Genomic DNA, 12,356 nt, shown 5'->3' with positions numbered 1-12,356 from the left:
TCACTTTTATTTTTTATTTATACATATGTATATCTAGTTGTTGATATGGAATAGAAATATTGTTTTTATCAAATTTAATTTTAACCTCTTCTAATAAATAAAAATGAATATTCCAATAATCTTCAGTTTTACACCAAGCTCTAACTATAAAATCTATAGAACTTGATGCTTGAGCACTGATTGCAATAAATGGTTCAGGATCTTTTAGTATTAGATTATTTTCAACAACTATATCATTTAATATATTTTTGACTAAAGTTAAATCACTCTCATATCCTACACTAAAAGTTAAATCAACTCTTCTAGTTGATTTGGAAGAATAATTTATTAAACTTCCATTAGCTAAAGCACCATTTGGAATTAATATCTCTTTATTATCTGCTGTAACTAAATGAGAGTAAAAAATACTTATTTTTTCAACAGTACCTTGATATGAAGAAGTTTCTATATAATCACCAACTTTAAAAGGTCTTATAAGTAAAATTATAACTCCTCCTGCAAAGTTTGATAAGCTACCTTGAAGAGCTAATCCTATAGCTAGTCCTGCAGAAGCTAGAATAGCAGTAAAACTTGCAGTAGGTACGCCTAAAAATCCAATGAATGCAATTATTAGTAATATTTTAAGTGCTATATCAGCAAAAGCATTAAAAAATGAAACTAATGTTAAATCTATATTTTGTTTTTTAAATAAAATATTTAGCCAAATAATTAATTTGTTTATTAGTTTCCAACCAATCCAAAGACCTATAAGCCCAATAATTAATTTAATTCCATTTTTTGAAATCCAATTAATTATTGTATTAAAAATTAATTCTAAATTCAAATTATGTCCTCCTTAGTTAAATGAATACCAAGTTATTATAATTTGCATTTAAATTTTTAACAATATTTAAAATGTAAAATGAATATTAATTTTATAGTAATAAATAGTTTACATATAAAATATTATCATATGGTAAAATATTCACATACTAAAGAGGGAGAGATATATATGAAGGAAACTAAAATAATTCAAAAAATTGCACTAATTGTATGTGTTATAATAGTAATAGCGTTTATAATTATGTCTTTTAGAGGTGTTTTATTCTAATAATAATCTTAAGTTAAATTAAAAAAATATAAACACAAAAAGCTTTACAACTAATTAAATTTTTGTAGAGTTTTTTGTGTTTATAAAAAACTTAATAAATATAATATCTAAAAAGATATCCTTTTAAATGATAATAATTAAAATAGATAATAATTAAAATTTATACTTAAAACTAAAATATATAAATTGAAATTGTATAATTAATAAAGTATAATTTAAAATGTAAAAATAAAATAAAAGACAGTTCGTAAGCCTCCTGTCAAAAAATAAAACTAAGGCATCTTACAATAAATATATAGGATGACTTTTGTCGTCCTTTTTTATTATTTTGCCTTCTATATAATAAATAAGGAGAGTAAAATTAAATGCAAAGATATAGTAAAATATTTGGAAAAAATAAAAGAGAAATGGTTATGTTAAAAGGATTTCCTTGTAAATGGGGAAGGTGTAAATTTTGTGATTATGTGGATGATAATTCTACAAATGAGTCAGAAATTATAAAGTTTAATCACAATATTCTAAAAGAAATAACAGGTGAGTTTGAGGTTCTTGATGTTATAAATTCTGGAAGTATATTTGAAGTTCCCAAAACAACTTTAGAGGAAATTAGAGAAATTATAAAAAGAAAAAATATTAAGTTATTATTTGTAGAGTGTCATTGGTTATACAAAGATAGATTACAAGAGATGAGAGAATTTTTTAATATTCCAATAATATTTAGGTGTGGAGTAGAAACTTTTGATAATAATTTTAGAAATAATGTATTAAATAAAGGCGCAGCTTTTAAACATTATAGTGAAGTAAATAAATATTTTGATTCAGTATGTTTGTTAGTTGGAATAAAAGGTCAGACTAAAAAGATGATCGAAAAAGATATATATATATTAGAAAATTATTTTAAAAGAGGTTGCATAAATGTATATATTGAAAATTCTACAGATGTAAAAAGAGATGATGAGTTAGTTGAATGGTTTATTAAAAAATATGATTATTTAAAAAACAATGAAAATATAGAAGTGTTAATACATAATACTGATTTAGGGGTTGGAAGTGAAGAAGATGAATAAGGTGTATAATATAAATATATTTGTTAAATTATCATTAGTTGCAGCTCTTTATGTTATATTAACAATATCAATTGCACCTTTAAGCTATGGACCAATTCAAATTAGGTTTTCAGAAATATTAGTATTATTGACGTTTTATGATAAGAGATATATATCAAGTTTAACTATAGGTTGTTTAATTGCTAATTTATTAAGTCCTTTAGGATTAGTTGATATTGTAGTTGGAACATTAGGTACATTTATATCTGTGTATTTTGTAAGTATTAGCAAAAATCTATTTATAGCTACATTATGGCCAACAATATTTTGTATACCAGTAGTTTTTTTATTACATATAATTCTTGGATTACCATTTTGGTTTTATTTATTTGGATTTATGATTGGAGAATTTATTTCAGTTACTTTAATTGGATACCCAATTGCTTTAATATTAAGTAAAAAGATATATATAATAGATAAAATAAAGTTAAACTAAAAAATAGTATGGATGCAATAAGCATCTATACTATTTTTCTATTTCACCATCCCAACAAAGCATTCCACCTTGTATGTTTATTACATTCTCTATATCTAAATTGTTTAATAATGTAACAGCTCTAGCACTTTTATTTCCATGAGTACAAATAAAATAAATATCTTTATCTAGAGGAATTTCATCACTAAAATCTTCTATGTCACATAGAGGTATGTTTATAGCATTAGGGATGTGGCTATAATTATATTCATTTTTATCTCTAACATCAATTAATAAAAAGTCTTTATCACTTTCAAAAATTTTTTTGAATTTATATGTTGAAATTTGTTTCATAATTTATCTCCTAAAAATAATATAATAATTTTATATTATAACATAAAAGAGATAAAATTTCTTTAGGATTATTTAATAACAATTCCTTTTCCAGAATCAGATAAGTCTATTAATTCTTCTGGAAATGGTAATAAAATACTTTGAGATAAAATCCAATGATTAGAAAATCTTATTGCATAATTTTTTATTAAATTGATTATTACACATTTAGGGATATTTCCATTTTTAAATTTTTCTATTATATTTAGAAAAAACTCTACTTCTTTTATAGATAATAAACCTTTAAATATATTAAATACATATACATAGGTATTAACTAAAGAATTATGATTTAGAGTTTTTGATATTAAATTTAAAAGAGTATACTTATATTCATTAAAAGTATTATATAAATTATATTTAGTAGTATTTTTAATTATATAATCTAATTTATATTTTAAATTTAAATCATAAGACATAAATAGTAAAGAGTTTATTTCATTATAAATTTTCAATGATTCGAAAGAATTATGTTTAAATACTTTGTCAAACTCTGCTAAAATAAATATTTTTGTTAAAAATTCTTCCCTAATTTTAAAGTTATTTAAACGGCCATCATCTTCTATAGGTATATATTTAAAGTTTTCCATAAGTATAGAAGCAAACATACCTTTTCCTTTTTTACAATGAGAGCCTTTTTTTAAGGTAGAATAGATTTTAACATCATTTGTTCCACAAGTAGGAGAACGTTTTTTTAATATAAATCCATGTGGAGAAAAGTTTTTTATGTCATAACAAATATCATTAGAAAATTCAACCATTAGTTTTGTATAGTTTTTAAATGTTTTTGAATCTAAAAGTTCTATAGGATTTTCTTTATATTGAAATAACTTAATTGGATTTCTAGGTGTAGTTAATCCAATTTCTTCCTCAGGGCAAATTTCATATAAATTTACATATGGATTTAATCGTTCTAAATATTTATAAGGAGATCCTTCTCCATTATATCTACAAGGATTTCCACTTAAACATTTGCTTATTATTAAATTAGGTTTACTCCAAATTTTCATATATATCCCTCCATATTATAAGGATTTGTGTTATAAAAAAATATATGCATGTCAAAAATAACAATAATAATTACTTATTTACTTATAGGAGAATAAAATGGAATTTATACGATGTTATAATGATGTTAATTTAAAGAAAAAGCTTTTGCTTATTTATATTTTAAATGTAAATGATATAATATTTACATTTATGCTACTAGATACAGGATTTTTTATAGAAGCAAATATAATCATGAGAAATATTATTTCTTATCCTATTTTAGGTATATTTGTTAAGGTAATCTTAGTATTTGTATTAATATTTTTTTTATCATGTAAAATAAAATATGCAAATATAAGACAATTAATAATGGCAAATAAAATTTTTTGTTCAATAATAATAATATATTTTTTAATTAATATATCGCATTTAATTTGGATATTGAAATTAGCTTTGTTATAGAAATTTTAAACTTAAAGTTGAAATTAAATAAAGTAAATTATATAATTATTTATGCGTAATTAAATAGGATGACAGTTCGTAAGCCTCCTGTCAAAAAACAAAACTAAGGCAAATTTTGTTTTTTAATTTGGAATTTGAACTGAAATCTACTTAAAAAAAGGAGAAGATTTCATGAACAAAACAATAAAAAGAGTAATTATATCAGGAATTATTGCAGCTATGTATGCAGTATTAACTTTGGTCTTATCACCTATAAGTTATGGTCCAATTCAATTTAGAATATCAGAAATAATGGTATTATTAGCATATTTTGATCCATTTTATATAATAGGATTAACATTAGGATGTTTTATTGCAAATATTTTAGGTCCTAATGGGTTATTAGATATTATATTTGGAACATTTGCAACATTTTTAAGTGTATTAGCTATATATATGACTAGTAAGTTAAAATTTAGTGACAAGCTTAATATGTTTATTGCATCATTATGGCCAACAGTATTTAATGCATTAATAATAGGGATAATGCTTAGTTACTTATTGAATTTACCTAAAATTTTAACAATAATTCAAGTTGGAATAGGTGAATTTATTGTAGTGTCAGCAATAGGTGTACCGATCATTTACAAATTAAGAAATATTATAAAGAACAATATTTAAAAGACACTATAATAAGAAAGTTATATATATCAATAAAAATAAATATTATATGCATGCAAAAAGGATGATACTATTTTATCATCCTTTATTTTTGCTTGGATTAATTTTTATAGTTACAAATGGTAAACACCCATCTGTATAAATTCTATCTCCACCACCATTACGGCCATGATAACTACTAGTAAAATGTTTTACTAATGTTATAGTTTTTATTGAATCAGTTTTCTTTAATGAATTTATAACAAAATCTCTTTCACTATCTATATTAGAATCTATTTTATGAGTTATTTGCCCCGTAAATAATGATAATCCAATATTTTTATCGTAAGTTGCTGAAGCTAACCAATCAGCTTTTAATCCTCCAGGTAAATACCAATCATTAGGTGTTTTCCATAAACGTATATGATGCCTTTTTCTTGGTGTTCCATGAATTTCCTTCTCAAATGCTATATCTTGCTTTCGTGAAAATAAAAATAATGAGCTAACAGGTGCATTTGGATAAGATTTAGAAAATATACTTGCAAAACATATTTTAATTGATGATTTAAGGTTAAGTTCATCTGCAATATACCAACCATTTATTTTAAATGCTTCTATCAAATCATCTTTTTCTCCGAAAAAGGCTATATTTATAGGATCTCCCAGTAAACCGTCATTTGTTTTTGTTCTACCTATAAAGTAATCAGGTAAATAAAATTTTGTTATTAGTCTAGTTACAATAGGTATTAATATATAAGATATATATAACCACACTAATAAATATAAAATTATATGTATGCTTTTTATAAATATATTGTAAAATATTGCACGATATAGTATAAAGGCTAAAAATATACTTAAAGCAAATTTTAATAATCTTAATATTAAATTTAATTTATTTTCGCATAAATTTATTTTAAAATTCATCAAAAGAATCTCCTTATAAAAAATTTATATAATTTAAATATATCATTTTAATTTATATAATTTAATGATATATTTATAAATTTTTATTAAATTATAATATAGTTTATTATTAGATAGATTTATATATATTATAAATAAATATTAAAAATGCTATAATAAATTTATATTAAAATGTGGAGGTGCTTTTTATGAAAAAAATGATTTCTTGGAATGTAAATGGGATAAGAGCATGTGTAAAAAAAGGTTTTTTAGATTTTTTTAAAGAGGTAGATGCTGATATATTTTGTATTCAAGAAACTAAACTTCAAGAAGGTCAAATAGATATTAAACTTGAAGGGTATTATCAATATTGGAATTATGCAGAAAGGAAAGGGTATTCAGGAACAGCTATGTTTACAAAGGAAAAACCTTTAAATGTATATTATGGCATTGGAATTGATGAACATGATAAAGAAGGTAGAGTTATTACTGCTGAATTTGAAAATTATTATGTAATTACAGTATATACACCTAATTCACAAGATAAATTAGCTAGGTTATATTATAGAATGGATTGGGATGATTCTTTTAGAAAATATTTAAAAATATTAGAAAAAAATAAGCCTGTTATTGTATGTGGTGATTTTAATGTAGCACATATGGAAATTGATTTAAAAAATCCAAGAACCAATAAGAAAAATGCTGGATTTACTGATGAAGAGAGAGAAAAGTTTAGTATATTATTAGATAGTGGATTAATAGATACATTTAGGTATTTAAATCCTTCTTTAGAAGGGGCTTATACTTGGTGGTCTTATAGATTTAATGCAAGAAAAAATAACGCTGGATGGAGAATAGATTATTTCATTATTTCTGAAATTTTAAAAGATAATTTAAAAGACTCTAAAATATATAATGATATATATGGTTCAGATCATTGTCCTATTGAAATAACAATTAATTAAATAAACTTTTAGCAATTTATTTAATTAATACATATATAATATTATTAACTATAGTTATAAGGATGATTATTATGAAAAAAAATAATATTATATTTTATAAATTTATAATTATATTTATGATTATATTTATAGGCTTTTTGTTAGCTCCATTTATATTTAATGGGTTTTCATTTAGCTATCTAAAAAGTTTAGTATTTTGGATTGGTATATTTCCACTTATATTAATATTACCAGTAATAATTTTTTCATTATTTGAAGATAAATACTAATGAATGCTAAATTTAGCATTCATTAGTATTTATTATATGTCTTTAAATAGAATATTTATATTGTCAAGTATCTCTTCATGAATCATATTAAGAGAATTAAGCTCATTGTTATATTTACTTAATAAAATTTTTGAAAAGTTAGTACATTTATTTATAAATTTAAAGTATTTTTCTAATGGCATTTCATCTAGTTTTTTGTAAATAGATGGTGGAAAATCATAAGTTTCATTTGTATTTTCACCAAGCAATTCTTCTTCCTTTAATGAAAGCATAATTTCTTTTATTATAATTATAAGTTCGTTTTCTGTTAACTTCATATTAAACATATCCCCTTTATAAAAGTCATTTTATAGACATTATATCAAATTTTATGCATTAAAGAAGGAGTTTATCTATTTTTGTAGAATAATATATTTAAAAGCGATTTTATATACGAAAGTTAAATATAGGAGGGTATTTAATAATGAGTAATACTATTGGTTGTTATATTATTTTAAAAGATGATTTTGATAATGTATTAATAGAAAGAAAGGGAAAAAAATCAGAGAAAGTATGGAAATGTATTGGAAGATTAAAAAAAGGAAGGGAAACAGATGAAAAATGTGTTTCTAATTCAGTTAAAGAGGATCTAAATACATTAGTATTCGATTTAGAAATTTTAGATGAAGTTAAATTTGATGATAGTAGTAATGATGTAATAAAAATATATTGTGGGAAAATAAAAGAATATATTAATCTTGGAAAGAGTGTTAATGAAATTAGTTGGATAAATGAAAGAACATTTAAAGATTATTTATTTTCAGATATAGATAAAAAAGTACTTTTAAAGTATTTTGAAAATATAAAATAAAAAATTTAAAAGCTAAGTGATAGTATTTCATTTAGCTTTTATGATTGTGTGAGGATTATTAAATGATAAAAATATGTCTAGGCAAAAATAAAATGGGAGAGCCAGAGTTTAAAATCCGATTAGATGAAAAGAAAATTAAAGATAATAGAATTTTATATAGAGGGATTCTAGAGGGAAAAAAGATTTCAGGTTTATATAATTATAAGTTACCAATGAAATATTTTATACCAATTTATAATAATTTAAATAAAGCAGAAATTATTTTAGATAAAAGAAGTATAGTAAGTTATTTAGAGTTCTCGGATGAAATTGAAGAAAATTATTATTTTTCTATAATTGCAACACCTAGTTATATGAAAAAATGGAGACTTTTAAATTGCCAAACTATATATAAAATTACTATTGATGATATTACTAAAGAATTAAAAAAAGAAGTTGCATTTAAAAAATTAAAAGTTACTTTATAAAAGAGGAGGGGTTTAAAGTATGAGGGAAGTTATAGAAGGTTTAATTAATGAGGTTAATAAAATAGATAAAGTTAAATTGACAGATATAAGCAATAACCTAAGAGATGATACAGCAATAATAGTTATTGATATGGTAAAGGGTTTTTGCACTGAAGGGGTTCTGTCAAGTGATAGGACTTTAAAGATAATTAATCCTATATTAAGTTTATTAAATAAAACTAAAGAATGTGAAAAAATATTCTTCTTAGATAGTCATACTAATGATTCTGTAGAATTAACTTGTTATCCAAATCATTGTATGTTGGGAACTATAGAAGAGGAGTTAATAGATGAATTAAATGATTTTTATAAAAATGATAACAAATCTATATTAATAAAGAAAAATTCAATAAATGGATTTCATGTAGATGAATTCAGATTATGGCTTGAAAAGAATGATAATATTAGAAATTTTATTGTATTTGGTGTATGTACTGATATTTGTGTTGAGACTTTTGTAATATCTCTTAAAACATATTTTAATGAATATAACATAGATAAAAAAATATATGTACCTATAAATTGCATTGAAACATTTAATTCAAATGATCATAATGCTGATCTTATGAATGTAATATCAATTAATAAAATGAAATCTAACGGTATAACTGTAGTAAAAAAAATAGAGGACTAAACTCCTCTATTTTTTTATACTTAAATATTTACCTATAGCAATTCCTTTAGAGTCATTACTATGACCAATAGTTTTACTTATAACTAAAGGAATATTATATAAATTACAAATTGGTTTCATAATATCTAAAAAATCATTATACTGATTTCTGTCAGTTAACTCTGTAAATTGGCCAAGTAAAACACCTTTTATTTCAGAAAATATATTCATCATTTTATATTGTGCTATAAATGTACGTATTTTAGTTATATCACCACTATAACTTTCAAGAAATAATATTTTATTATTAAAATCAGGTAAATATTCAGTTCCAGCTAATTTTAATGTACAGCGTATATTACCACCTAATACTATTCCTTCTAATGAATTACCTATTATAAAAGTATAGTTTGAAATATTAAATAATGAATAATTATTCTTTAATATAAATGTATTAAAGAATTCCTGAAATGCGTTATTATTAACAATATTTTTTAAGTTATAGTAATATGAAACTTTTTTAGTTTTTTTATATATAGCATTTAATAATACAGATAGGTCACTATAAGCAAAATATATAGTACTTGAATTTTTTATACACTCAAAATCTAAGTAAGGAAGTATTTCATTACATAAATCTCCCCCTGAAATATCAAATATATATTTGATAGAATTATCTTTGAAAAAAGCATTTAATTCATTTGCTCTTGATAATCCTGATGAATATGTAGAATTAGTTTTAAAAATATTATTAGATAATAAAACTTTTATTTTTAAATTACCAAATATTTTTACTAGTGAATCTATTTTAACTTTATAAGAAAGATCAAGTTGATTAGAACATGCAACAAATGCAATTTTATCATTACTTTTTAAATTCATATATATCACCTCTAAAAATATGTTATATGATATGATTATATACTAAAACTTTAATAATAGTTATAAATTTGATAAAATTAGATTACTTGAAGATAGAAGGAGATAATAAATAATGAATTTAATTACATTAGAAAATATAAATAAAAGTTATAGCGAAAAAACATTATTAAATGATGTGTCATTAGGAATAAATGAGGGTGATAAAATTGGTATAATAGGTATAAATGGAGCAGGAAAATCTACTTTTTTAAAAATAATAGCAGGAAGAGATGATTTTTTTGAAGGAAATAGAATACAAGGAAAAAATATAAGGATAGAATATTTAGAGCAAGATACAAAATTCGATTGTGAATCTACAATTTTAGAGCAAGTATTTAAAGGTAACACTAATGAAATGAATTTGCTTATAGAATATGAGGAAACATTAAATAGAGTAGAAAATGGTGATTATTCACTTAATGATAAATTAATTGGGCTTCAGGCTAAAATAGATAATTTAAATTTATGGTCATTAGAAAGTGAAGCTAAAATAATATTAAATAGATTAGGAATAAATAACTATAGTGAAAAAATGAAAAATTTATCTGGAGGTCAAAGAAAAAGAGTTTTTTTAGCATCAGCACTTATAACTCCTTGCGAATTACTAGTTTTAGATGAGCCAACAAACCATTTAGATTCAGATTCAATTGAATGGTTAGAAGAATATTTAAATTCTAAAAATGTAGCTTTAGTAATGATTACACATGATAGATATTTTTTAGATAGAGTTGCAAATAAAATATTAGAGCTTGATAGAGGAAATGCTTATTTGTATGAAGGAAATTATACTAAGTACTTGGAGAAAAAAATAGAGCGTATTGAGGTTGAAAAAAAGCAAGAAGCAAAACGTCAATCTTTAATAAGAAATGAACTTAAGTGGGTTAAAAGAGGAGCAAAGGCTAGAACTACTAAACAAAAAGCAAGGCTTGAACGTTTTGAAGAACTTGTAAGTAAAGAATATGTTGCAGTAAATACTGATATAGAGATAAATTATGTAGGGAGAAGATTAGGAAAGAAAATATTAGAAATTGATTGTTTGAGTAAATCTTTTGGAAATAAGAAATTAATCGATAATTTTTCATATAAAGTACTTAAAGAAGATAGAATAGGCGTGGTTGGTAAAAATGGAGTTGGTAAAACAACTTTACTAAATATATTACTTGGAAATATAGAACCAGAAGAGGGTAAGTTTGAGTTTGGTGAAACTATAAAGGTTGGATATTTTTCACAAGATTGTAGTGAGTTAAATAACCAAGAAAAGGTTATTGATTTTGTAAGAGAAGGTGGCGAATATATACCAACTTTTGATGGTGGCAATATTACAGCATCAACTTTATGCGAAATGTTTTTATTTGATGGAACTATGCAATATTCTAAAATAGAAAAATTATCAGGAGGAGAAAAAAGAAGATTGCAACTGCTTAGAGTTTTAATGGAATCTCCTAATTTTCTTATATTTGATGAACCTACAAATGATTTGGATATAGAAACTCTGAAAATTTTAGAAGATTTTTTAGATAATTATTCAGGAGTAGTTATTATTGTATCTCATGATAGATATTTTTTAGATAGAATATGTAATAAAATATTGTCTTATGAGGAAAATGGGAAATTAAAATTATATCATGGAAACTATAGTGATTATCTAATACAAAAAGATATGGAAAATCAAAATGTATGTAATATAAAAGAAAATCAAATTAATAAAAAAAGAAAGGAAAAACCTAAAAATGCGAATAGTGCTCCAAAGTTTTCTTTTAAAGAACAAAAGGAATTTGAAGAAATAGATGATATAATATTAAACTTAGAAAATAAATTAGAAAATATACAGAATAGTATAAATGAAAACTCAACTAATTATTCTAAACTTCAAGAATTAATAGAAGAGAAAGAAGAACTTGAAATTGAATTATTAGACAAGTATGAAAGACAAGAATATTTATATAATTTAGATGAAGAAATTAAAGAGTATAGAAAAAATAAATAGAAGGAGTAGTATATTATATGAAAATAAAAATTTCTATTAAAGGGCAGCGTGAATTCTTAAGGATAGAAGCTGAAAGAATTGATGTTTTGGATTTTGAATTAAATGGAGTGGAATATAAGCAAATAAGAGTTTTTGATAAAAAAGGATCAAAATCACAGTATATTGAAAGTGAGTTGATTAATTGGATTAAAGAAGAATTATAAAAATAAAAGCTAATAGAAAATCTATTAGCTTTTATTTTTAT

General features: G+C 22.6%; 17 protein-coding genes. 11 read left to right on the top strand and 6 right to left on the bottom strand.

The window, feature by feature from the left end; genetic code table 11:
* Positions 1-13: 13 nt before the first annotated feature.
* Positions 14-823 (bottom strand): mechanosensitive ion channel domain-containing protein, encoded by an 810-nt coding sequence (locus O212_RS0115755; protein ID WP_024616008.1) that lies wholly within the window; start codon positions 821-823, stop codon positions 14-16.
* Between the two features lie 632 nt (positions 824-1,455).
* On the opposite strand from O212_RS0115755, the gene O212_RS0115745 reads away from it, so the two are divergent.
* Together O212_RS0115745 and O212_RS0115740 are read left to right on the top strand one after the other, a co-directional pair.
* Positions 1,456-2,157 carry a radical SAM protein gene (locus O212_RS0115745; protein WP_024616007.1) on the top strand — a complete coding sequence of 234 codons (702 nt, stop codon included), beginning with the start codon at positions 1,456-1,458 and terminating at the stop codon, positions 2,155-2,157.
* Positions 2,150-2,632 carry a QueT transporter family protein gene (locus O212_RS0115740; protein ID WP_024616006.1) on the top strand — a complete coding sequence of 161 codons (483 nt, stop codon included), beginning with the start codon at positions 2,150-2,152 and terminating at the stop codon, positions 2,630-2,632. The genes O212_RS0115745 and O212_RS0115740 overlap by 8 nt, the downstream gene beginning before the upstream one ends.
* Before the next feature lie 30 nt (positions 2,633-2,662).
* On the opposite strand, the gene O212_RS0115735 is transcribed toward O212_RS0115740, so the two are convergent.
* Both O212_RS0115735 and O212_RS0115730 read right to left on the bottom strand, forming a co-directional pair.
* Entirely contained in the window at positions 2,663-2,965 is a 303-nt protein-coding gene (locus tag O212_RS0115735; RefSeq protein WP_024616005.1) for a rhodanese-like domain-containing protein, read from the bottom strand.
* Between the two features lie 68 nt (positions 2,966-3,033).
* Entirely contained in the window at positions 3,034-4,014 is a 981-nt protein-coding gene (locus O212_RS0115730; RefSeq protein ID WP_024616004.1) for a DUF523 and DUF1722 domain-containing protein, read from the bottom strand.
* A gap of 97 nt (positions 4,015-4,111) precedes the next feature.
* On the opposite strand from O212_RS0115730, the gene O212_RS0115725 reads away from it, so the two are divergent.
* Both O212_RS0115725 and O212_RS0115720 read left to right on the top strand, forming a co-directional pair.
* Positions 4,112-4,456 (top strand): DUF5658 family protein, encoded by a 345-nt coding sequence (locus O212_RS0115725; protein ID WP_024616003.1) that lies wholly within the window; start codon positions 4,112-4,114, stop codon positions 4,454-4,456.
* 171 nt (positions 4,457-4,627) lie between these two features.
* Positions 4,628-5,116, top strand: coding sequence for a QueT transporter family protein (locus tag O212_RS0115720; RefSeq protein ID WP_024616002.1), 489 nt, complete (start codon positions 4,628-4,630; stop codon positions 5,114-5,116).
* A 78-nt stretch (positions 5,117-5,194) separates the two neighbouring features.
* Here O212_RS0115720 and O212_RS0115715 read toward each other — a convergent pair whose 3' ends face one another.
* Complete coding sequence (locus O212_RS0115715) at positions 5,195-6,022, bottom strand: LssY C-terminal domain-containing protein (RefSeq protein WP_029699473.1); 828 nt, start codon at positions 6,020-6,022, stop codon at positions 5,195-5,197.
* A 188-nt stretch (positions 6,023-6,210) separates the two neighbouring features.
* Between O212_RS0115715 and O212_RS0115710 the strand changes: the two genes are divergently transcribed.
* Together O212_RS0115710 and O212_RS0115705 are read left to right on the top strand one after the other, a co-directional pair.
* Positions 6,211-6,966 carry an exodeoxyribonuclease III gene (locus O212_RS0115710; protein ID WP_024616000.1) on the top strand — a complete coding sequence of 252 codons (756 nt, stop codon included), beginning with the start codon at positions 6,211-6,213 and terminating at the stop codon, positions 6,964-6,966.
* Between the two features lie 71 nt (positions 6,967-7,037).
* Positions 7,038-7,235, top strand: coding sequence for a hypothetical protein (locus O212_RS0115705; protein WP_024615999.1), 198 nt, complete (start codon positions 7,038-7,040; stop codon positions 7,233-7,235).
* A 32-nt stretch (positions 7,236-7,267) separates the two neighbouring features.
* Here the strand turns inward: O212_RS0115705 and O212_RS0115700 are convergent, their stop codons facing one another.
* Positions 7,268-7,552, bottom strand: a complete 285-nt coding sequence (locus O212_RS0115700) for a hypothetical protein (protein WP_024615998.1) — start codon at positions 7,550-7,552, stop codon at positions 7,268-7,270.
* A 146-nt stretch (positions 7,553-7,698) separates the two neighbouring features.
* Between O212_RS0115700 and O212_RS0115695 the strand changes: the two genes are divergently transcribed.
* The 3 genes from O212_RS0115695 to O212_RS0115685 all read left to right on the top strand — a co-directional run bounded on the left by O212_RS0115695 (position 7,699) and on the right by O212_RS0115685 (position 9,225).
* Positions 7,699-8,085, top strand: coding sequence for a hypothetical protein (locus O212_RS0115695; RefSeq protein ID WP_024615997.1), 387 nt, complete (start codon positions 7,699-7,701; stop codon positions 8,083-8,085).
* 62 nt (positions 8,086-8,147) lie between these two features.
* Positions 8,148-8,552, top strand: coding sequence for a hypothetical protein (locus O212_RS0115690; protein WP_024615996.1), 405 nt, complete (start codon positions 8,148-8,150; stop codon positions 8,550-8,552).
* Positions 8,553-8,571: 19 nt separating this feature from the next.
* Positions 8,572-9,225 (top strand): isochorismatase family cysteine hydrolase, encoded by a 654-nt coding sequence (locus tag O212_RS0115685; RefSeq protein ID WP_024615995.1) that lies wholly within the window; start codon positions 8,572-8,574, stop codon positions 9,223-9,225.
* Positions 9,226-9,231: 6 nt separating this feature from the next.
* Here the strand turns inward: O212_RS0115685 and O212_RS0115680 are convergent, their stop codons facing one another.
* Positions 9,232-10,086, bottom strand: coding sequence for an LD-carboxypeptidase (locus O212_RS0115680; RefSeq protein WP_024615994.1), 855 nt, complete (start codon positions 10,084-10,086; stop codon positions 9,232-9,234).
* 112 nt (positions 10,087-10,198) lie between these two features.
* On the opposite strand from O212_RS0115680, the gene O212_RS0115675 reads away from it, so the two are divergent.
* Both O212_RS0115675 and O212_RS0115670 read left to right on the top strand, forming a co-directional pair.
* Positions 10,199-12,112 (top strand): ABC-F family ATP-binding cassette domain-containing protein, encoded by a 1,914-nt coding sequence (locus O212_RS0115675; protein ID WP_024615993.1) that lies wholly within the window; start codon positions 10,199-10,201, stop codon positions 12,110-12,112.
* 17 nt (positions 12,113-12,129) lie between these two features.
* A complete protein-coding gene (locus tag O212_RS0115670) occupies positions 12,130-12,315 on the top strand; it encodes a hypothetical protein (RefSeq protein WP_029699472.1) in 186 nt (61 codons plus the stop codon).
* Positions 12,316-12,356 lie beyond the last annotated feature (41 nt).

This window comes from Clostridium sp. Ade.TY (assembly GCF_000498355.1).
Classification (GTDB): Bacteria; Bacillota; Clostridia; order Clostridiales; family Clostridiaceae; genus Clostridium.
The sequence above is the reverse complement of the archived record's forward strand: the minus strand, read 5'-3'. Positions and strand labels throughout refer to the sequence as shown.